Origin of the sequence: Ferrovibrio sp., assembly GCF_019636075.1 — a bacterium.
In the GTDB taxonomy this organism is placed as follows: Bacteria; Pseudomonadota; Alphaproteobacteria; order Ferrovibrionales; family Ferrovibrionaceae; genus Ferrovibrio.
Genome location: NZ_JAHBYG010000015.1, coordinates 32,255 through 53,056 on the forward strand (window position 1 = coordinate 32,255; position 20,802 = coordinate 53,056).

Genomic DNA, 20,802 nt, shown 5'->3' on the forward strand with positions numbered 1-20,802 from the left:
CGGGGCCGCCCAAAGCCGAGGATACGCGCCATGGATGATCTTCAGCAGTTCAAGCAGACCTTCTTCCAGGAATGCGAGGAGTTGCTTGGCGATCTGGAAGGCCATCTGATGGCTTTGCAGCATGGCGAGGGCGACAGCAACACGCTCAACGCCGTGTTCCGCGCCATCCACTCGATCAAGGGCGGTGCCGGCGCTTTCGGTTTCGACCGCCTGGTGGCGTTTGCGCATATCTTCGAAACCGTGCTGGACCTGATGCGCGATGGCCGTTTGCAGCCCGAGCCGGATTCGGTGGCGCTGGTGCTGCATTGCGCCGATATCCTGTCCGATCTGGTGCGCGCGGCTCAAAGCGATAGCGAATTGCCGTTGCAGCATGAGGAAGAGGGCCGCAAGGCGCTGATTGCGCTGGCTGCCACCATCGGCGTGAATGCCGATCCCCATGCCGCCGATGATGAACTGGCCGCCCTGGATGCCGAGCTTGCCGCCCAGGCCGCCAGCGTGGCGCCGCCGGAGCCGGCGGCAGAACCCGAAGCGCCCAAGGCGGCGTTGCTGAAATATCTGGTGAAATTCGCGCCGCGCGATGCGTTGTATCAGCGCGCCAACGAACCGCTGATCCTGATCCGCGAATTGCGCCAGCTCGGCGGCTTTCTGGCCAAGGCCGATGCCTCCACGATTCCGCCGCTGGATCAACTCAAACCCGAAGCGGCCTATATCCGCTGGGAATTCGAGATCGAAACCGATCGTGGCGAACAGGCGATCTGGGATGTGTTCGAATTCGTTACCGACGATTGCGATCTGGAGGTGACCTGTCTCAATCCGCCGGCTCAGGCTGCTGCGGCTCCGGCGGCTGTGACCCCCGCTGCTGCCCCCGCTGCTACTCCGGCGATTGAAACGCCCAAGCCGGCAGCCGCCGCCAATCCGGCGCCGAAATCTCCACCCGTTGCCGCGCCCATGCAGCAGCAGGCAGCCCCCCAGCAGGCTGTACCGCAAGCTGCCGGTGCTGCTGGTGCCGGTCCTGCTGGTGCCGGTGCTGCTGGCGGCGAGGCGGCCAAGGCGGTGCGTTCGATCCGTGTCGATCTCGACCGCGTCGACAAGCTGGTGAACATGGTCGGCGAGTTGGTGATCACCCATGCGATGATCGCCCAGCAGACCGAGCATCTGCATGCCGACCAGCATCCCGAATTGGCCAACGGCCTTGCCGAATTGTCGCATCACATCCGCGATCTGCAGGAAAGCGTGATGGCGATGCGCGCCCAGCCGGTGAAGAGCGTGTTTGCCCGGCTGCCGCGCCTGGTGCGCGAATTGGCCACGCTGACCAACAAGAAAATCCGCCTGGAGATGAGCGGCGAGAATACCGAGATCGACAAGACGGTGATCGAACAGCTTGGCGATCCGCTCACCCATATGATCCGCAATTCCGCCGATCATGGCATCGAAAGCCCGGAAGACCGCATGGCGGCGGGCAAGCCGGCGGAAGGCCTGATCCATGTTTCCGCCGATCAGCGCGGCGGCCGCATCGTGATCGAGATTTCCGACGATGGCCGTGGCATCAACCGCGAAAAGGTGATGAAAAAGGCGATCGAGAAAAAGCTGGTGTCGGCCGATGCCGTTCTCAGCAACGAGGAAATCGACAACCTGATCTTCCTGCCCGGCTTTTCCACCGCCGATCAGGTGTCCAACATTTCCGGCCGCGGCGTGGGCATGGATGTCGTGCGGCAGAATATCCAGGCGCTGGGCGGCCGCGTGCACATCCAGTCGCGCCCCGGCCATGGCTCGTCGTTCATCCTCACCCTGCCGCTCACGCTGGCCGTGCTGGATGGCATGGTGCTGAAGGTGGGCGTGCAGAGCTATATCCTGCCGCTGGCCAATATCGTGGAAAGCCTGCGGCCCGAGGGCGATCAGATCAACGTGGTGGCCAATGCCAGCCAGTTGCTGCGCATTCGCGGCGAATATGTGCCGCTGGTCTATCTGCACCGCATCTTCAAGGTGCCCGGCGGCATCGACGATCCCACCAAGGCGCTGGTCATCATCGTGGAGATGGAAGACGGCAGCAAGATGGGCCTGGTGGTGGACGAGATCATCGGCCAGCAGCAGGTGGTTATCAAAAGCCTGGAAGAGAATTTCGATCCCATTCGCGGCGTCGGCGCCGCCACCATCCTGGGCAATGGCCGCGTGTCTTTGATCCTGGATGTCGCCGGCATCAAATATATCGCCGAACACGAAACCCACCGCCCCGCAGCCATTGCCTTGCAGGGCGGCAAGGCCCAACCCGGCATTGCCTTGGCGGCTTCGTGACGGTAAAGGAGATACTGCATGGCAAGCTATAGCGAAGCCCAGAACCAGGCCGGCAACCAGGCCGGCAACCAGGCCGCCAATCAAGCTGGGCGGGGCAGCCGCACCATCCAGTTGATCTCCTTCACGGTCGGCAACGAAGAATACGGCGTGGATATCATGGCGGTGCGCGAAATCCGTGCCTGGTCTGAAACCACGCCTTTGCCCAACACGCCCGAAGTGGTGCGCGGCGTGATCAACATGCGCGGCGCCATCGTGCCGATTTTCGATCTGCGTGCGCGTTTCGGGATGCCGCGTACCGAGCCGACCAAATACAATGTGGTGATCATCGTTTCGGTGGCTTCCCGCATCGTCGGCATCCTGGTGGATGCGGTGTCCGACATCATCACCATCAACGAAGATGAAGTGCGCCCGATGCCCGAGATGGAACAGGTTTCCGGCATCGGCTTCATGGAAGGGCTGATCACGGTGGGCGAGCGCATGGTGGGGCTGATCGGCCTGGACCGGATGTTCTCGGGCCGCATGCTTGAAGCCGCCGAAATGGGCCAGCGCCCGCTGCTGGCCGGCCCATCGGCCGAGAGCGCCGGCGCTGCCTGAGGCAGGCGACATGTCCGTGCAAGCCGGTAGCCGCGACGACGACGACCTGCAAGGCGACAGGGAGTTTGCCTTTTCCAGCTCTGACTATGCCTTTTTGGCAAAGCTGCTGAAGGAAAAGACCGGCATCGACCTGGGGCCGAGTAAGCAGAACATGGTTTATGCCCGGCTGGCCAAGCGGCTGCGCAAGCTGCATCTGCCCAGCTTCCGCGCCTATTGCGATTTCATCGCCGGCCCGGATGGCATCGACGAACTGGGTGCCACGCTGAATGCGCTGACCACCAATCTCACGAAATTCTTCCGCGAGAATCATCATTTCGAGCATCTGGGCGATCAGGCCCTGACCGAGATTCGCGCCCGCGCCGCCACGCGCGGCAAACGCCTGCGGATCTGGTCGGCTGGCTGTTCCTCGGGCGAAGAGCCGTATTCCATCGCCATCACGCTGAAGCGCAGCATGCCCGATATCGCGCAATGGGATGCCAGGATACTGGCCACCGATATCGATACCGAGATGGTGCGGCGCGGCGGCGAGGGCATCTACAACCCGGAATCGCTGGAAGGCATGGCGCCTGACCTCAAAGCCAAATATTTCGAGACCAGCGGTCCCGGTATTCCTCCCGGCAAGGTGCGGGTGCGCGAGGATGTGCGCCAGCTCATCGCCTTCAAGCATCTCAACCTGATGGATGCTTGGCCGATGAAGGGGCCGTTCGACGCCATCTTCTGCCGCAATGTGGTGATCTATTTCGATAAGGATACCCAGCGGGTGCTGTTCGATCGCTATGCTAATCTGCTCGTGCCCGGCGGTTTCCTGTATATCGGCCATTCCGAAAATCTGTTCGGCATCACCGAGCGCTTCAAACTGCTCGGCCGCAACATTCATCGTAAGATCGCCTGACGGCTGGGGTAAAATCGCCTGACGGCTAGGGTAAAATCGCCTGACGGCTAGGGTAAAATCGCCTGACGGCTGGGGTAAAATCGCCTGACGGCTAGAGTAAAATCGCCTGAAGAGACTAGGGAAAGCGTAAAGGGATTTTTCAAAGTGGCCAGGAAGATCAAGGTTCTCGTCGTCGATGACTCGGCGCTGATCCGTCAGCTGCTCACGGCAGCGCTCGGCAGCGATCCCGAGATCGAGGTGGTGGGCGCGGCACCCGATCCGCTGGTGGCGCGCAGCATGATCAAGGAATTGAATCCCGATGTGCTGACGCTGGATGTGGAGATGCCCAACATGGATGGCATCTCCTTCCTCGACAAGATCATGCGGCTGCGGCCGATGCCGGTGGTGATGGTATCCACCCTCACCCAGAAGGGCGCCGGTATCACCATGCAGGCGCTGGAAATGGGCGCGGTGGATTTCGTGCCCAAACCCACGCTCGACATCAAGCATGCGTTGGAAGAGATCAAGACCGAGTTGGTGGCCAAGGTGAAGCTGGCCGCCACGGCTCGGGTGGTGGCGCGTTCGCGGCCGCCAGAGGGCGCCGAGGTCAAGCGCTTGGTCACCGGCCCGGGCTTCACCTCCACCGATCAGATCGTGGCCATCGGTTCGTCCACCGGCGGTGTCGAGGCGCTGAAGGAAGTGATCACCATCCTGCCGGCCGATAGTCCGCCGATCCTGATCACCCAGCATATGCCGCCGCGTTTCACCGCCAGTTTCGCCGCGCGGCTGGATACCCTGTCGGCGGTATCGGTGACGGAAGCCAAGGATGGCGTGCGCATTTTCCCTGGCCATGTCTATATCGCGCCGGGCGATTTCCATCTGCTGCTGCATCGCTCGGGCGGGCATTACTATACCAAGCTGAGCCATGATCCGCCGGTATCGGGCCACAGGCCGTCCGTGGACGTGCTATTTAATTCCGTGGCCGAACATGCCGGCCATAATGCCATCGGCGTGATCCTGACCGGCATGGGCAAGGATGGCGCTGCCGGGTTGAAGAAAATGTTGGAAGCCGGCGCGCAGACGATCGGGCAGGATGAAGCCTCCAGCCTGGTCTATGGTATGCCGAAAGCCGCCAAGCTGATGGGAGCGGTGCAGGCGGAAATTCCGATCGGCCAGGTGGCGCAGGAAATTCTGGCGCGTTGCAAACAGCGCTAGCATGATCTTCGAGTAAGCCGTGTGCAGGTTTCTACGGCATTGAGATAACGGTCTTTTTAGGGTATTCGATAGGGTCAGTCGGATATCGAATGTGGATTGCCGGGTGAGGGGTGCACTGACGGCGCAGACAAGTTGAGGAGCGAGAACCGGAATGCCTTCGGCCAGCCAACTTCGCGTTTTGATCGTGGACGATCAGATGAGCATGCGTGGCATTGCGCGCTACTGCCTGCAGGAAATCGGCATCAAGAATGTCGTGGAGGCCAAAAGCGGCAGCGATGCGCTCACTGCGATGAACTCCAATAAATTCGACCTGATCATTTCCGATTGGAATATGGACGGGATGGATGGCCTCACCTTGCTCAAGACCATCCGTTCCAATCCACTCACCAAGCGTCTGCCCTTCATCATGGCCACCGGTCAGCGCGATACCGAATTGGTGAAGACCGCCATCCAGGCCGGCGTGAACAACTACATGGTCAAGCCCTTCAATGCCGCCACCATGAAGCAGAAGATCGAGGCGGTGCTTGGCAAGCTCAGCAGCTGACGCAACCGGGTTGTCCTCGGAATTGTCGCCGGGATCACCTGGGGCAATGTCTGGCCCCGCTTCCGATGGCGGCGCCGTGGCGCCGCTGGTGCTGGATGATTACCTGCCCTATCTGATCAACCGGGCCGGTGTGTCGCTGGTGCAGCGTTTCGGCGCGGTGCTGCGCGAGGAGGGCCTCGGCATCCAGGATTGGCGCGCATTGGCCGCGCTCTACGAGATCGCCAATGGCACAGCAATCGATGGTTCTGGTGGTGTTGGGGGCTCTGGTGGCGTCAGGGATTCTGGCGGAGTCAGGCTGTCGGATCTTTCCGAACGCACCGCCATCGAGATTTCCACGCTTTCGCGGGTGGTGGCGGGCATGGAACGCAACGGCATGCTGCTGCGCGAGCGCGATGCCAGCGATGCCCGCGCCGTGGCGATCCGCCTTACGCCACGCGGGCTTTGCCTTGCCGCCAAGTTGATCCCCGCCGGCATTGCGCTTGAGCAGGTCGCGCTTGCCGGCCTGGATGCAGCGGAAGCCGCACAATTGAAGGCGCTGCTGCGGCGGATTTACACCAATCTCAAGGCTGCGGAATAAGGCAGCGATCCAGGAAGCCGATGATATCGGCGGTCACCTGATCGCGGTTGTTCTCGTTGAGCAACTCATGCCGCGCATCGTCATAGAAAATATGCTCCACCCGGTTCAGGCCGGCGGTCGCATAGGCTTGCAGCAATTGCAGCAGGCCACGCGTGCCGGCGGAAACCGGATCGTGCTTGCCGCCGATCACCAGCAGCGGCAGGGCTTTCGGGATACGCGCCTGTTCGGCTGGCTGGCTCATATCGTCCAGGCCGTCCAGGAAGTCGATCCAGAATTGCGTATCCAGCGAAAAGCCGCAAAACGGATCGGCGATGTATTTATCCACCTCGGCCGTGTCGCGCGAGAGCCAGTCATACTCGGTGCGGTTGGGGGCAAATTTCTTGTTGAAGGCGCCAAAGCCCATGGCGTCGATCACCTTGCTGGTGCCGCGCGCGCCGCAGCGCAGCCGTTCCAGCCGCGCGATCAGCTTGCCCAGCACGGCAATGGCCGGCGGCTTGCCGTTGGAAGCGCATAGCACGCAGCCTTGCAGCAGGCCGCCCTGCAATTCGATGAAACGCTGGGCCATAAACGAGCCCATGGAATGACCGAACAGCAGCAGCGGCTTGCCGGGATGTTCGGCGCGCGCAAAGCCTGCCGCCTGGATCAGGTCGGCCACCATGCGGTTCCAGCCATCGCGCGGTGCGGCATGGCCCAGTTCGGCATTGCCGGCCGTCAGACCATGCCCGCCCTCGGCCGTCAGGCCATGCCCGCCCTCGGCCGTCAGGCCATGCCCTCTGTGGTCGAAGGCATAGACCGCATAGCCCGCCGCATTCAGCGCGGCGGCGAAGCGGGCATAGCGGCCGGCATGCTCGGCCATGCCATGCGCCAGCAGCAAGATGGCTTTCGGTTGGGTTTCCGGCAGCCAGCGATACCCTTGCAGCAGCAGGCCGTCGGCATTGGATTTGAGCGTTATCTGAGTTCCCGGCATGGCATCACTTTATCGAAGGGATTGTAGCCCGGCAATTGCGCTCTTGCGGCGGGCGGCGGTTGGGTTTCTACTGCCGCCGCGTCGAATCTTCCAACTTTCCGGACCAGCCATGAACCAGATTCCCAATTCGCTTGCCGCCCGCGATATCGCCCATGTTTTGCATCCCTATACCAATCTGGTGCGCCATGAGCAGGCCGGTCCGCTGGTGATCACCCATGGCAAGGGCATCCATGTATACGACGACCAGGGGCGTGCCTATATCGAGGGGATGGCGGGGCTGTGGTGCGCCGGCCTGGGCTTCGATGAGCCGGAACTGGTGGAGGCCGCCATCAAGCAGATGCGCAAGCTGCCTTTCTACCACACCTTCGGCCATAAGAGCGCCGAGCCGGTGATCGAACTGGCCGAGAAGCTGAAAAGCCTGGCGCCGGTGCCGATCTCGAAGGTGTTCTTCGTCAATTCCGGCTCGGAAGCCAACGACACGCAGATCAAGTTCATCCGCTATTACAACAATGCGCTCGGCCGCACCAAGAAGAAGACCATCCTGTCGCGCCAGCGCGCCTATCATGGCGTAACCATCGCCGCCGCCAGCCTCACCGGCCTGCCGGCCAATCATCGCGCCTTCGATCTGCCGATTGCCGGCATCGAGCATGTGGATTGCCCGCATTACTATCGCAATGCCCTGCCCGGTGAGAGCGAGGCGGAATTCACTGCGCGTCTGGCGGCCAATCTGGATGCCTTCATCGAACGCGCGGGGCCAGACAGCGTGGCGGCCTTCTTCGCCGAGCCGGTGATGGGCGCGGGCGGCGTGATCGTGCCGCCGGAAGGCTATTTCCCTGCCATCCAGGCGGTGTTGCGCAAGCATGATGTGCTGGCCATCGCCGATGAAGTGATCTGCGGTTTCGGCCGCACCGGTTCGGTCTGGGGCAGCCAGACCCTGGATTTCAAGCCCGATGCGATTTCCTGCGCCAAGCAGCTTTCCTCGGCCTATCTGCCGATTGCCGCCTGCCTGATCTCGGAGCCGATCTACGAAGCGATCCGCGACCAGTCCGGCACCATCGGCACCTTCGGCCATGGCTTCACCTATGGCGGCCATCCGGTGCCTGCTGCCGTGGCCTTGCGCACCTTGCAGATTTACGAAGAGCGCGACATCTACGGCCATGTCGCCCGGGTGGCGCCGCATTTCCAGCGCCGCTTGCGCAAGCTCGGCGATCATCCGCTGGTGGGCGAGGCGCGGGGCGTGGGCCTGGTGGGCGCCGTGGAACTGGTGGCCGACAAGGCCAGCCGGAAGAGCTTCGATCCGGCCCTCGGCGTGGCCAATATGTGCGCCGGCTTTTCGCAGGAAGAGGGGCTGATCCATCGGGCGCTGGCCGGCGATGCCCTGGCCTTCTGCCCGCCGATGATCATAACCGAGGCCGAGATCGACGAGATGTTCGACCGCTTCGAGCGCGCCCTGGCCCGCACCCAGGATTGGCTGGTGAAATCGGCGGCATGAGGATAATTTTGGCAAATAATGACTTTGCCTGGGGATAACTCCGCCGCACCCGCTTGGGTAGGGAAGGCCGGGCATGCTAACGTCCGGCCACGAACTTGGCGGTAAATTTAAAATAAAATGACCGATTCCCATACGCAGGAAGGCAACGAACTGGTTTCGCGCATCGAAGCGCGGGCCATGACGATCTTCCAATTCACCCAAAATGCTGCTGAAAAGCGGGATAATGTGGCGGGATTCCGGCGTTTTAGCACCTTGGTGGATGATTTTCACCAGGCCGCCGAGCTGGCCGAGGGCCGGCTCACCGTGCTCAAGACCGGCCGCCGCGACGAACTGCGCCGCTATGTGACGCAAATCCGCGGAAAGATACTGAAGATCGAAATCGACATCACCGGCAGCTATCTGGAAGGCCTCATCGAGGCCCAGGCGCCGCTGCCCTTCGGCTCGCGGGAATTCTTCAGTTCGCGCCTGAAGCGGCTGGGCGAATTGGCCAAGCTGCTCAGCGACGGCCCCGAGGCCGATGGCTCCACCGGCCAGATTGTCAGCCATATGCGCGAGATGCTGCAGATTCTGCTGAACCGCGCGCCGGAATTCGAAGTATTCGAACGCGACAGCAATTACCGCCCGCTGGCCCGCAGTGCCCCGGGACCGAAAACCCGCGGCGGCATGCGCGGCGGCAGCGGCCCGGCCGTGGCCCGCACGGTGCCGGTGCAGGCAAACGATCTGCCGCCGGTCATCCGGCTCGAACACCGGGATGATTGGGGCCGGGTGTTTCTGTCGAAAGGTTCGTTCGAGCTGGTCACCAAGGTCTGCCGGGTGAAGAATATCTCGCTGGATCAGATTGCCGGCAAGCTTGGCATCACCCGGGTGTCGCTCACCCTGATCCTCAACGGCCAGGATCCCATCGCGCGCAATACACTGGATGTGTTGCACCGCGCGCTGAATGGCGTGCAGGAGTAAGCTGGGCGCTGAATGGCGTGCAGGAGTAAGCTGGGCGCTTCCCTTAAACCGTCACCACCGGACTTGTTCCGGTGGTCCATGATTCAGCGGCTTTGCTGTGGCAGCCATGGACCCCCGGAATAAATCCGGGGGTGACGGCCTGGATGATGTGGCCTGGAAGCAGGCAGCTGGACGCAGAGGTATTGCGCATGCCGGCCACCAGCGGGCGGCAATGTTCACCGCGCCGGCTCCAGGCGGATGATGCGGCCTTCGGGGTTGTCGGTGGCGATGTAGAGATAGCCATCGGGGCCGGCGCGCACGTCGCGGATATTCTCGCCAAGCGGCTTCAGCATCGCTTCCTCGTATTTCGGCTTGCCATTCTCGAACACCACGCGGTGCAGGGTGCGGAATTTCAGCGAGCCGACGAACAGATTGCCGCGCCAGGCAGGAAATTTGTCGCCGAAATAAAATGCCATGCCGGCCGGCGCGATAGAAGGCGTCCAATGCAGCAGCGGCTGTTCCATGCCGGCTTTGGCAGTGCCTTCGCCGATCCTGGCGCCGGAATAATCCACGCCATGGGTTATTACCGGCCAGCCGTAATTCAGCCCGGCTTGCGGCAGGTTGATTTCATCGCCGCCCTGGGCGCCATGTTCATGCAGCCATAACGCGCCGGTTTCGGGATGCAGGGTCATGCCCTGGATGTTGCGATGGCCGTAGGAATAGATTTCCGGGAGCGCGCCGGTGCGGCCGACAAACGGATTATCCGGCGGCAGGCTGCCATCGGGCTTGATGCGGATCAACTTGCCGAGATGGCTGCCGAGAATCTGCGCTTCGTCGCGCCGGTAGCGTTCGCCCAGGCCGATGAACAGCAGGCCGTTGCGATCGAAGGCCAGCCGCGCGCCGAAATGCAGGCCGCCGGAGACTTTCGGTTGCTGGCGGAAAATCACCTGCACATCCTGCAGGCCGCTATCGGATAGCTTGCCGCGCGCCACCGCCGTGCCGGCGCCGCCATCTCCCGGTTCGGCATAAGACAGATAGACCAGGCGATTGCTGGCGAAATTCGGATCCAGCACCACATCAAGCAAACCGCCCTGGCCGCTGGCGAAAACCTTCGGCACACCGGCCAACGGCGCCGACAAGCCGCCATCGCGCGCCACCATACGCAACCGGCCGGGGCGTTCGGTCACCAGCATGCGGCCATCGGGCAGGAAGGCCATGCTCCATGGCACTTCCAGCCCGCGCGTAACGGTGACGGCGCGGATCGGGCCGGTTTCGGAGGGGATGGTTTGCGCAAGTGCAAAGCCGGGCAACAGCAGAAGCAGCAGGGCAAGCAGAGGATGCATGGAACGCTCCAGTCTGTCAGACCGTCACGTCGCGCAAACGCTCCCATGTTTCCACGGCGAACCGGTCGGTCATCCCGGAAATATAGTCGGTGATGGCCAGAAGGCGAAGATAGCGCGGTGCGTCTTCCTTCGGCATATGCGGGATAAGCACCAATAATCGCTGCGCGGTCACGTTCTTTTTACTGGCATTCAGCGCGGCCACGAACTGGCGCAGCATATGCTGAATGGCATTGATGCCTTTGAATTCCTCGCCGACCGTGCGTTCCCATTGATACACCCGCTGCAAGGCCAGATCTTTCAGGGCTTTTGCCGGCGCCTGCAGCGGCGTGGCGCTGAGCAGATCTCTGCCGGCGGCACCATCGAGGAAGCCGTTGGCAGGATCGATGAAGGCATCGCAGCAGGCATCCAGCAATCCGCCGATGGCGCGCGAACGCAGGGTGGAGAGTTTTTCATCCACGCTGCGGCGGTAGTAGTTTTCGCTCTGCTTGCCGGCAATCAATTGCCCCAGCAGGCTTTCCGCCTCGCTGAAGCCGATGCGGCCGAGCTTCACGCCATCTTCCACATCGATCACGCGATAGCAGATGTCGTCGGCGGCCTCCACCAGATAGGCCAGCGGATGGCGCTGCCAGGCTTGCGGCACGCCGGCGAGCGGCTTCAGTTTCAGCCGTCCGGCCATGGCGGCGAAGATCTCCGCCTCGGCGGCATCGAAGCCATGCTTCTTGCGGCCGATATAGTCGCCGCTTTTCTGCGCCAGGCTGCCGGATGGATATTTGGTGAAGGCGCCCAGCGTGGCATCCATCAGCCGCATGCCGCCATCGTCGCGGTCCATCTGCAAACGGGTGAGGATGCGATAGCCTTGCGCATTGCCTTCGAAGCGCAGCAGATCGGTCTGTTCGGTTTCGTTCAAGGCATCCTTGAAGGCGTCGTCGCGGTTCTCGTCGAACCAATGCTGGATGGCCTGTTCGCCGGTATGGCCGAAAGGCGGGTTGCCGATATCATGCGCCAGGCAGGCGGCGGCCACGATATCGCCCAGATCGGCGGCCAGATGCGGGCGGATCGCTGCAAGGCTTTTATCGTCTGCCAGCAGGCGGCGCGCCACCTGATTGCCCAGCGAGCGGCCGACGGACGCCACTTCCATGGAATGGGTGAGGCGCGTGCGCACATAATCGGTATGCGGCAGCGGATGCACCTGGGTTTTGTTTTGCAGCCGGCGGAAGGCCGAGGAAAACACGATGCGGTCGGCATCCTGCTGAAACGGGCTGCGGCCCTCTGGCGGCAGGCGGCGGCCGGGCGGGCAGGAATCAAGGGTGTCGATCCAATCCATGGCAGCTTACTACCATGGCCGATGGTTCCGCTCTAGACGCAGCCGCCTAGCTGCGCGCGCCGACCTGCAGCCGCATGCGCTGCTTGCCGCCATCCTCGGGGCCCACCGGGTGGAAACCGGCCTTCTCGAACATCGGGATCGTGCCGGTCCAGGCATCGGAGGCTGCGATCCGCCGGCCGGGCTGAGCGGCGCGGCGCGGATAGCCCTCGATGATGCCGGCGCCCTGGCGACGCAATTGCGCAACGGCAAAGCCGAGCAGCGCGCTGGCCACGCCGCGCCTGCGCCAGCCGGCCTTGATGAAGAAACACGGAACGCTCCACACATGTTCGGCATCCTGGCAGGCCAGGCTGCGGGCGCGGCCCAGCTTGGGGTAATCCATGCGCGGGCCGTAATCCACCCAGCCTACCGGCAGGCTGGCGCCTTCGGCATCGTGTCCATAGGCCAGCGCGCCGTGCAGCGTACCGTCGGCCAGCAAGGCTTTCAGCGCGCGTTTGTTGGCAGCGCCCTTGGCAGCCACCCAATCGCTGCGGCTGGCATGGCGCCAATACATGCACCAGCAGCCGTCGCAGGCGCCGTTGCGACCGAACAGGGCAGCCAGGTCATCCCAACGGGCAGGCGTAAAGGCGTGGCAGCGGATGGCATCAGACATGGCTTTATATAACCATTATAACGGTTATGCCGCAATGGATTTGACCGCAGCCCCGCTGAAATGGCAAAGCAGTCGCCTATGGCGAAGCAAAAGCCGCAACCTGGAACCGACGATGACCCAGACCATTCTTGCCCGCCTATCCCCAATGGGTCCGGACCCTGGCGAAGTTGAAAATGCCCTGCCCGGGTTGGCGGCTCTGCTGGCCGATTGCGTGGAGGGCGGTGCGGCGGTGAATTTCGTCTGGCCGTTCGATGCCGAACAGGCGCTGGCCTATTGGCGGCGGCAGATGCCCGGTCTGTTGGCCGGCAAAGCCCGGCTGTTCGTGGCGCGAGACACGGATGGGAGTATCCTCGGCTGCGTGATGCTGGATACCGATACGCCGCCCAACCAGCCGCACCGTGCCGAGATCAAGAAGCTGCTGGTGCTGCGCCGTGCCCGCCGGCTCGGCCTGGCCCGCGCGCTGATGCTGGCCGCCGAGGACGAGGCCCGCCGGCTCGGCAGAACTCTGCTGATCCTCGATACCCGCGATGGCGATAACGGCCAGAAGCTGTACGAAGCCATCGGCTATGTGCTGTTCGGCCGGGTGCCGGGCTATTCGCTGCCGGTCCATGGCGGCGAAGCCGAGACCTGCGCCTTCTATTACAAGCAGCTCGCGCCTTGATCTGGCGTTGTATGCTGCTGGTGCCGATAGCGGCTGCCGCCCTGCTGGTGGCCTTGGCGCCCTATCATTGGCTGGCCGATCTTGCCGCCAGCTTCCGCCATTGCATGGCGGCAGGTGCGCTGATCGTGTTGGCGCTGATCTGGCGCGGCGGCCGGCATCTGCGCTGGATCGGTCTGGTGCTGGCCGGCTATCTGATCTGGCCCTTGCTGGCCTATCTGCAATGGCCAGCAACAGCGCAGGCGACAAGTGCACCGGCCTGGCGTGTGCTCAGTATCAATCTGGCGCAGCAGAGCGATCATGCCGCGCTGTTCGCCCGGCTTGCGGCCGATCCGCCAGACCTGCTGCTCTTCACCGAACTGCCAAATGGCGGCGCAAATCTGCCGCCCGATCTTGCCGCGCGGCTGCCGCATCGTTCGATGGAAATGCCGTTGGGGCGCAGCATCTATGATGTGCAGCTATACAGCCGATGGCCCTTGCGCGACCTGACCGGTATCGAGGGCGTGGCGGCACAGCAAGTGCTGACGGCGCGGATTTGCCGCGATATGCCGGATGATTGTCTCACCCTGATCGGTATGCATGCGCAGATGCCGCTGGCGCCGCCTGGCCCTGCCGGCGCCAAACGCGACAGGCAATTGCTGGCGGTGGGGGAATTGGCGCGGCAGGCGCCGAATGGTCGCGTGCTGCTGATCGGCGATCTGAATGCCACGCCCTGGTCGCCCGGCTTCCGCGCCATGCTCGAGGCCGGCGGCCTGCGCGATACCGCGCCGATGCTTGGCCTGGCCGGCCTGGCGCCCACATGGCCAAGCTGGCTGCCGGGCTGGCTGGGGCTGAATATCGACCATGCCTTGATCGGCCGGGGGCTGACGCTGCGGCAGCGCGGCCTGGTCGACGATCCGGCCTCCGATCATCGCGCGCTGTGGGTGGAAGTAGCGCCGTGAATCGCCTTATGCTGCCGGCCATCATTCCGGAGGATGCATGCTGGACGCCGCATTGATCGAGAAATTCCGCAAGATAAAGCTGCTATCGCTGGATCTGGATGGCACGCTTACCGATGGCGGCTTGTATTATGCCGAGGATGGCTCGGAGCTGCGCAAATACCATGTGCAGGATGGCCTGGGCATCGTGATGTGCATGAAGGAAGGCATCGAGGTCTGCCTGCTCACGCTGTCCAACACCGGGGCGATTGCCAAGCGTGCCGAACGGCTGCGCATCAAGCGCTACGAGATGGGCATCCTCGACAAGCTGACCCGTATCCGCGCCTTCTGCACCGAGATGGGCATCGGCCTGGATGAGGTGGCCCATGTGGCCGACGATGTGAACGACCTGCCGCTGCTGCGCAGCATCGGCCTGCCGATCGCCGTGGCCAATGCGCGCCCCGAAGTGAAGGCGGTATCCGCCTATGTAACGCAGGCGCGCGGCGGCGATGGCGCGGTGCGCGAGGTTTGCGACCTGTTGCTGCATCATTCCAAACATGTGAAGCGCAATCCGCTGGTGGAGGGTTTGTAATGAGCGCCCAGGATTCACGGATGCTGGCTTTTTCAGGCCGCGTGGCCATCGTCACCGGCGCGGGTTCCGGCCTGGGCCGCAGCCATGCCCTGCTATTGGCTTCGCGCGGCGCCAAGCTGGTGATCAACGATCTGGGCGGCGCGGTGGATGGCCGCGGCGGCTCGGCCACGGCCGCCGATGCGGTGGTGGCCGAGATCAAGGCGGCTGGCGGCGAGGCCGTGGCGAACCATGACAGCGTGTCCGACCCGGCCGGTGCCGCGCGCATCGTGCAGGCCGCATTGGATGCCTGGGGCCGGGTGGATATCCTGGTCAACAATGCCGGCATCCTGCGCGACAAAAGCTTTGCCAAGATGCCGCTGGAGGATTTCGATGCGGTGCTGGCAGTGCATCTGCTGGGTTCGGCTTATGTAACCCATGCCGCCTGGCCGCATATGCAGGCCGCCAATTACGGCCGCGTGGTGATGACCACATCGGCGGCCGGCCTGTATGGCAATTTCGGCCAGACGAATTATGGCGCCGCCAAGCTGGGCCTGGTCGGGCTGATGAATGCGCTGAAGCAGGAAGGCGGCAAGAACGGCATCCTGATCAACACCATCGCGCCGGTGGCCGCCACCCGCATGACCGAGCCGCTGTTTCCGCCCAAGCTGCTGCCGCATCTGCAGCCGGCTTATATTTCCGCCGTGGTGGCCTATCTCTGTTCGGAAAGCTGCAACGCCACCGGCGATATCATCTCGGTGGGGGCCGGCTATTACGCCAAGGCGCAGATCGTGGAATCCGAAGGCGTGTTCTACGGCGCGGGCGCCGAGGTGACGCCGGAGATGATCGCCGCCGATTGGGGCCGCATCACCGATATGGGCAAGGCCCGCGCCTATGGCGCCGCGATGGAAGAAGTGGCGAAGATTTTCGGCTATTTCGTGAAGTGACGCGCTACAGCCGATGCCGCCTGGCATCGGCCTGATTGCGGAATTTCGCATCCTGGCGCAGCAGGGATTTTTCCAGCGCGGCCAAGGGCGTGCCGATGCCCAGCAGGGCGCTGGCCTGATAGCACCATTCGTCATAGGCCATGATCAGGCCATGCGGCTCCATGCGGAAACGGCTGGCACCCACCATCAGCACGCGCTTGCCTTCAAGGCCGGGCTTGTGGGAGGTGAAGCTGAAATCCCAATGGGCATAGCCGATGCCATGGGCGCAGACCGGCTCATGCATCTCCCATTCGAAATCGCTGCCGTCGCGCAGGAATTTCTCCAGCATGGCGGCAATCGCCGCGCGCCCCTGGTGGCGACCGTAGAATACGTCGTCGTAATAGGCATCGGGCGTGAACAACAGCGCGAAGCCTTCCGCGTCGCGCGCCGCCACGCGTTCGGAAAAGCGTTGCAGCAGATGAATGAAGGCGGCGGTTTCATCGCTCATTGTTTTCCCTCCCGGTCAGATTTGCTCCAGCACGGCCTTGGTGAGGCGGGTCAGTACCGCGCCTTGTTCGTTGGCATAGATGTGTCCCTGTTCGCCCATATGCGCCAGGCGGGCGGGATCGGCCAGCAGGGCGGCAATGGTTTCGGCCAGCGCAATGCCATCCTGCACCTGCAAAGCCGCGTTCCGCGCCAGCAGATCGGCGCTGGCCTCGCTGAAATTGAACATATGCGGGCCGAACAGAACGGCGGCCCCAAGCCGCGCCGGTTCCAGCGGGTTCTGCCCGCCATGGGGGATCAGCGAACCGCCCATCAGCGCCAGCGGGCAGAGCCGATACCACAGGCCCATCTCGCCTAACGTATCGGCAACATAAATCTCGGCTTCGGGCGCCTGATCTACCGACCGCAAAGCCACGCACGCGCCGCTTTTGCGCAAATCCTCGGCGATTGCCTGGCCGCGTTCGGGATGGCGCGGCGCGATGATGGTCAGCAGATCGGGGAAACGCAGACGCAGCGTGCGATCGGCCTGCAAGGCGATGGCCTCGTCGCCGGGATGGCTGGAGGCCAGCAGCCAGCGCGGCCGGCCGTCGATTGCATCGCGCAGGCGCGCAAGCTCGGCATCGTCGCAGCCCAAGGGCGGTGCGGCCTGTTTGAGATTGCCGTATTCCTGCACATGGCGCGCGCCGAGGCTGCGGAAGCGTTCGGCATCGGCTGCCGTTTGCGCATAAACCGCATCGAAACAGCCGAGCAGCCAGCGCGCGGTGCCAGGCAGCAACTGCCAGCGGCTGGCCGAACGCGCCGACATGCGGCCCTGCAACAACAGCAGTTTCACGCCGCGCCGATGCAGGCCGGCAAGCAGCCCGGGCCAGAGTTCGCTTTCGCTCCATAGCGCCAGATCGGGCCGCCAATGATCCAGGAAGCCATCCACGGCGGATGGAATATCCACCGGCACGAATTGGTGCAGCAGGCCGGCAAAGCTTTGCCGCGCCACCAGGGCCGCCGAAGTAACGGTGCCGGTGGTGAGCAGCAGGGTTATATCCGGCCGCGCTTCGCGCACGGCACGCAACAGTGGCAACAACGCCACGGCTTCGCCCACGCTGGCGGCATGGGCCCAGATCAGCTTGTCGGCGGGACGCGGCAGAACCGGCCTGCCGAAACGTTCATGCAGGCGCGTGGCATCTTCCTTGCCGCGTTGTATGCGGCGGTGCAGCCAATGCCGCACCAGCGGCGTGATCGCAGCGCCGATCCCGCGCCAGAGGCTTTCGCGCCACGGCCTCACGGCTGCCGCCAATGCCGCTGCCAGGCTTGCAGCATCAGCACGCCCCAGAGGCCGTATTGCCGGTTGGCACGGCCGCTGAGATGGTCTGCCCAGGCAGCGCGGACCGGTTCGGGCCGCAGCAGGTCGGTTTCTTCCAGCGCCTGCGGCGAGAGCAGATCCTCGGCCCAATCGCGCAGCGGGCCGCGCAGCCAGCTTGAAATCGGCACCGCGAAGCCGCTTTTCGGGCGGTTGGTCAAAGCCACCGGCACATGGCGGGCCAGCAGGCGGCGCAACGGCCATTTGCCATTGGCCGGCAGTTTCAGATGGCGCGGCAGGGCCAGCCCGAAACTCAGCACACGATGATCCAGCAGCGGCACGCGGGCTTCGAGCGCCACCGCCATGCTGGCCCGATCCACCTTGGTCAGCACATCGTCGTGCAGATAGGCGCGGGCATCCAGCCGTTGCAGATAAGCCACCAGATCTTCGCCTTCGGCCTGCTGCGGCAATGGCAGCGGCGGATATGGTTGCGCCAGCACCTGCGCCGCATCGGGCCATTGTTCGATCAGCGGGCGGTAATAGCTTTCGACATCCTTGGCGCGCAACACACCGCCCAGCTTGGCCAGCTTCTCGCCCAGTTGCGGCGGGCGGATGCCGGCGGGCAGCAGGCTGCCCAGCGCATCCCATTGGCCGGGCCGCAACATGGTGCAGAATCCGGCCAGCAGGCCACGCAAAGGCGCCGGCCAGCCTTGCATCTTCTGCCAGCGCGCCGCCATCACATGGCGGTTATAGCCGGCAAAGCCTTCATCGCCGCCATCGCCGGAAAGCGCCACCGTCACATGCTGGCGAGTGAGGCGCGATACCAGATAGGTGGCGATCTGCGAGGCATCGGCGAAAGGCTCGTCGTAAATCTCCGCCATGCGCGGAATGCAGGCCAGGGCATCCGCAGGCGTAACGCGCAGCGTTGTATGCTGGGTGCCGAGATGGCGTGCCACGGCTTCGGCGGCTGAAGATTCGTCATAGCCGCTTTCGCCATAGCCGATGGTGAAGCTGCGCACCGGCTGGCTGCTCTGCGCCTGCATCAATGCCGTCACCAGGCTGCTGTCGATACCGCCGGACAGGAACGCGCCCACCGGCACGTCGCTCAGCATATGGCCGCGTATGGCGTCGTTCAGCAGCGCGTGCAACTGCGTCTCGGCTTCGTCGATCTGCGTGATGCGCGGTTCGGCGGCAATCGCGTCTTCCAGGCTCCACCAGGGGCGCGGCGTTTGCAGGCCATCGGAGCCGCAGCGCAGCAGATGGCCGGGTTCCAGCTTATGCAGGCCCTGCCAGATGCAAAGCGGCGCCGGCACATAATTGGTGCGCAGGAAATGCGATACGGCCTCGGGGTTCAGCGCCGGGCGCGGTTCGCCCACCAGCAGCGCACGCGGTTCGGAGGCGAAGGCAATGCCGCCATTCAGGGGACGCCAATAAAGCGGCTTGATGCCCACGCGGTCGCGCACCAGGGTGAGGCTGCGTTCCTGCGCATCCCACAGGCCGATGGCGAACATGCCTTGCAGCTTGTGCAAGGTCGGCTCCAGGCCCCAGGCCTCGATGCCGGCCAGCATCACTTCGGTGTCGGAATGGCCACGGAACATGGCGCCGAGCGCTTCCAGTTCGCGGCGCAGGGCGGGGAAATTGTAGATCTCGCCGTTATAGGTGATGCAATAGCGCCCGCTGGCTGAAAGCATCGGCTGGCGGCCCAGCGGCGAAAGGTCGATGATGCTCAGCCGTCGCTGGCCGAGCGCGATGCCATGCTCGGCGCGGATCCAGGTGTCGCTGTCGTCGGGGCCGCGATGGCGCAGTGCGGCGGTCATCGCCTCCACGCGCTCGCGCAAGGCGGCTTCGCCTGCCTGAGCGGCGAGCAGGCCGGCTATGCCGCACATCAGGCGGCGGCGACGGAATGGGCCGGCAAGGTCACCCGTGTCGGCCGGCCGAGCAGATCGAGCAGCAGGATCACTCGCATGGCATCGTCGCGGGTCTGGAACAGGCCGACCAGATCGGCGAACGGTCCCTGCGTCACCCGCAGCGGCGCGCCTTGCGGCAGTTTGTCCAGCGGGTCTTCCATATGGATGAAGCCCTCGGCATCCTGGCGGCCGCGCAAGGCTTCCAGCACCCGCATGGGCAGCGGCAACGGCTGGTCGCCGAAGGCCACCAGGCGGCGGCAGCCCACGGTGCCGTTCACCGAACGCCAGCGCGATTGCGCCGGATCGAGGCCGACGAAGACATAGCCGGGAAACAACGGGCGGCTGACCATTTCGGTGCGCCGGGCATGGCGGCGCAGGCAGCGGAATTGCGGCAGGAAGGTTTCAAAACCCTGGCGGCGCAGATGCGCTTCCGCCACGCGTTCCTGGCGCGATTGGGTCTCGGCTACAAACCAGGCATTCGCACCGGCATCGGTCATGCCGCGGCCTCCGCATCGGCTTCTTCTTCGCCCGCCTCGGCATCGGTATCGCTTTCCTGCCGGCGCGGCACCACATGCAGCAGCGGCATCACCAGCAGCCGGTCGGGCGACAGCGCGGCTTGCAGGCGGTCGAAACAGGCCTGGGGGTCGTCGATATCGGTGATCAGCACCGCGTCGGCGGTCAGGCCGGCCTGTTGCAAGGCAGATAGATCGTGAAACACCGGAATGGCGGCAAAGCTTTCCACGTTGCGCCGGGCATCCAGGATGCCAAGGATTTCGATGCCCAGTTCCTGTGCCGAAAGGCTGACGATCTCGGCCAACTCGCCGCAGCCGGCCAGCACGATGCGCTTATGGCCGCGCTTGCGGGCATCCAGCAGCAGATCGGTGGATTGCTGCCGGGCGCGGCGGAAAAACCGCAGCGAGTCGGACAAGTAATCGCGGGTGAGGGCGGCCTTTTCGGCAAAGCCTTCGGGGGTGAGATAATACAAAAAGCGCCGGGCCGGGGCCTGACGCATCTTGATCCAGCCCTTGCCGACGGCGCGCTTGAGATAGGCATTGGCCAGGCCGAGCGCCACGCCCATGCGGCCGGCCAGGCCGCGCTGAGAAACCTTCGGCGCCTCGGCCACACCCACCAGCAGGCTGAGGGTGGGGGCCATGTCGCTGACCGGCTCGTGCGGGCCAGATGCGTTTCGGCTCGTCTCCGAGGATAGGTGGGCTGAATCCCGCT

General features: G+C 63.9%; 21 protein-coding genes. 12 read left to right on the forward strand and 9 right to left on the reverse strand.

Going from position 1 to position 20,802, the window contains the following annotated elements; translation table 11 throughout:
• The first annotated feature begins 30 nt into the window (after positions 1-30).
• From KF827_RS08645 to KF827_RS08670, 6 genes are all read left to right on the forward strand, one after another.
• A complete protein-coding gene (locus tag KF827_RS08645; protein WP_291003481.1) occupies positions 31-2,292 on the forward strand; it encodes a chemotaxis protein CheA in 2,262 nt (753 codons plus the stop codon).
• An 18-nt stretch (positions 2,293-2,310) separates the two neighbouring features.
• Positions 2,311-2,886 carry a chemotaxis protein CheW gene (locus tag KF827_RS08650; protein WP_291003484.1) on the forward strand — a complete coding sequence of 192 codons (576 nt, stop codon included), beginning with the start codon at positions 2,311-2,313 and terminating at the stop codon, positions 2,884-2,886.
• Positions 2,887-2,896: 10 nt separating this feature from the next.
• Entirely contained in the window at positions 2,897-3,778 is an 882-nt protein-coding gene (locus KF827_RS08655; protein WP_291003487.1) for a protein-glutamate O-methyltransferase, read from the forward strand.
• A gap of 144 nt (positions 3,779-3,922) precedes the next feature.
• Positions 3,923-4,972 (forward strand): chemotaxis response regulator protein-glutamate methylesterase, encoded by a 1,050-nt coding sequence (locus KF827_RS08660; RefSeq protein ID WP_291003490.1) that lies wholly within the window; start codon positions 3,923-3,925, stop codon positions 4,970-4,972.
• Positions 4,973-5,123: 151 nt separating this feature from the next.
• The gene (locus KF827_RS08665; protein ID WP_291003493.1) at positions 5,124-5,516 is read left to right on the forward strand and encodes a response regulator; all 393 of its coding nucleotides are present in this window, start codon (positions 5,124-5,126) and stop codon (positions 5,514-5,516) included.
• Positions 5,517-5,562: 46 nt separating this feature from the next.
• On the forward strand, positions 5,563-6,093 hold the full coding sequence (locus KF827_RS08670) for a MarR family transcriptional regulator (RefSeq protein WP_291003496.1): 531 nt from the start codon (positions 5,563-5,565) through the stop codon (positions 6,091-6,093).
• On the opposite strand, the gene KF827_RS08675 is transcribed toward KF827_RS08670, so the two are convergent.
• Positions 6,077-7,060: an alpha/beta hydrolase gene (locus KF827_RS08675; RefSeq protein WP_291003499.1), complete on the reverse strand. Its 984-nt coding sequence runs from the start codon at positions 7,058-7,060 to the stop codon at positions 6,077-6,079. The two genes, KF827_RS08670 and KF827_RS08675, sit on opposite strands and share 17 nt — an antisense overlap.
• A gap of 109 nt (positions 7,061-7,169) precedes the next feature.
• Here KF827_RS08675 and KF827_RS08680 point away from each other — a divergent pair, with 109 nt between their 5' ends.
• Both KF827_RS08680 and KF827_RS08685 read left to right on the forward strand, forming a co-directional pair.
• Positions 7,170-8,552, forward strand: coding sequence for an aspartate aminotransferase family protein (locus KF827_RS08680; protein WP_291003503.1), 1,383 nt, complete (start codon positions 7,170-7,172; stop codon positions 8,550-8,552).
• Positions 8,553-8,669: 117 nt separating this feature from the next.
• Complete coding sequence (locus KF827_RS08685) at positions 8,670-9,509, forward strand: hypothetical protein (protein WP_291003510.1); 840 nt, start codon at positions 8,670-8,672, stop codon at positions 9,507-9,509.
• Between the two features lie 215 nt (positions 9,510-9,724).
• Here KF827_RS08685 and KF827_RS08690 read toward each other — a convergent pair whose 3' ends face one another.
• Genes KF827_RS08690 through KF827_RS08700 form a run of 3 tightly spaced genes read right to left on the reverse strand, consistent with a single transcriptional unit; the run spans position 9,725 to position 12,804 of the window.
• Positions 9,725-10,831 (reverse strand): PQQ-dependent sugar dehydrogenase, encoded by a 1,107-nt coding sequence (locus tag KF827_RS08690; protein WP_291003513.1) that lies wholly within the window; start codon positions 10,829-10,831, stop codon positions 9,725-9,727.
• Positions 10,832-10,847: 16 nt separating this feature from the next.
• A complete protein-coding gene (gene dgt / locus KF827_RS08695) occupies positions 10,848-12,155 on the reverse strand; it encodes a dGTP triphosphohydrolase (RefSeq protein ID WP_291003516.1) in 1,308 nt (435 codons plus the stop codon).
• 46 nt (positions 12,156-12,201) lie between these two features.
• Positions 12,202-12,804: a GNAT family N-acetyltransferase gene (locus KF827_RS08700; RefSeq protein ID WP_291003519.1), complete on the reverse strand. Its 603-nt coding sequence runs from the start codon at positions 12,802-12,804 to the stop codon at positions 12,202-12,204.
• Positions 12,805-12,916: 112 nt separating this feature from the next.
• Between KF827_RS08700 and KF827_RS08705 the strand changes: the two genes are divergently transcribed.
• From KF827_RS08705 to KF827_RS08720, 4 genes are read left to right on the forward strand one after another with little or no spacing between them, the layout of a single operon-like run.
• The gene (locus KF827_RS08705) at positions 12,917-13,465 is read left to right on the forward strand and encodes a GNAT family N-acetyltransferase (protein ID WP_291003522.1); all 549 of its coding nucleotides are present in this window, start codon (positions 12,917-12,919) and stop codon (positions 13,463-13,465) included.
• Positions 13,462-14,403: an endonuclease/exonuclease/phosphatase family protein gene (locus KF827_RS08710; protein WP_291003525.1), complete on the forward strand. Its 942-nt coding sequence runs from the start codon at positions 13,462-13,464 to the stop codon at positions 14,401-14,403. The genes KF827_RS08705 and KF827_RS08710 overlap by 4 nt, the downstream gene beginning before the upstream one ends.
• 37 nt (positions 14,404-14,440) lie before the next feature.
• A complete protein-coding gene (locus KF827_RS08715; RefSeq protein WP_291003528.1) occupies positions 14,441-14,971 on the forward strand; it encodes an HAD-IIIA family hydrolase in 531 nt (176 codons plus the stop codon).
• On the forward strand, positions 14,971-15,894 hold the full coding sequence (locus KF827_RS08720; RefSeq protein WP_291003531.1) for an SDR family oxidoreductase: 924 nt from the start codon (positions 14,971-14,973) through the stop codon (positions 15,892-15,894). The genes KF827_RS08715 and KF827_RS08720 overlap by 1 nt, the downstream gene beginning before the upstream one ends.
• Positions 15,895-15,898: 4 nt before the next feature.
• Here KF827_RS08720 and KF827_RS08725 read toward each other — a convergent pair whose 3' ends face one another.
• From KF827_RS08725 to KF827_RS08745, 5 genes are read right to left on the reverse strand one after another with little or no spacing between them, the layout of a single operon-like run.
• Positions 15,899-16,381: a nuclear transport factor 2 family protein gene (locus KF827_RS08725; RefSeq protein ID WP_291003534.1), complete on the reverse strand. Its 483-nt coding sequence runs from the start codon at positions 16,379-16,381 to the stop codon at positions 15,899-15,901.
• 15 nt (positions 16,382-16,396) lie between these two features.
• On the reverse strand, positions 16,397-17,656 hold the full coding sequence (locus KF827_RS08730; RefSeq protein WP_291003537.1) for a 3-deoxy-D-manno-octulosonic acid transferase: 1,260 nt from the start codon (positions 17,654-17,656) through the stop codon (positions 16,397-16,399).
• Positions 17,653-19,557: an asparagine synthase (glutamine-hydrolyzing) gene (gene asnB, locus KF827_RS08735; RefSeq protein WP_291003543.1), complete on the reverse strand. Its 1,905-nt coding sequence runs from the start codon at positions 19,555-19,557 to the stop codon at positions 17,653-17,655. Before asnB ends, KF827_RS08730 begins: the two co-directional genes overlap by 4 nt.
• Complete coding sequence (locus tag KF827_RS08740) at positions 19,557-20,075, reverse strand: transcription termination/antitermination NusG family protein (RefSeq protein ID WP_291003546.1); 519 nt, start codon at positions 20,073-20,075, stop codon at positions 19,557-19,559. The genes asnB and KF827_RS08740 overlap by 1 nt, the downstream gene beginning before the upstream one ends.
• Entirely contained in the window at positions 20,072-20,731 is a 660-nt protein-coding gene (locus KF827_RS08745; RefSeq protein WP_291003548.1) for a MarR family transcriptional regulator, read from the reverse strand. The genes KF827_RS08740 and KF827_RS08745 overlap by 4 nt, the downstream gene beginning before the upstream one ends.
• Positions 20,732-20,802 lie beyond the last annotated feature (71 nt).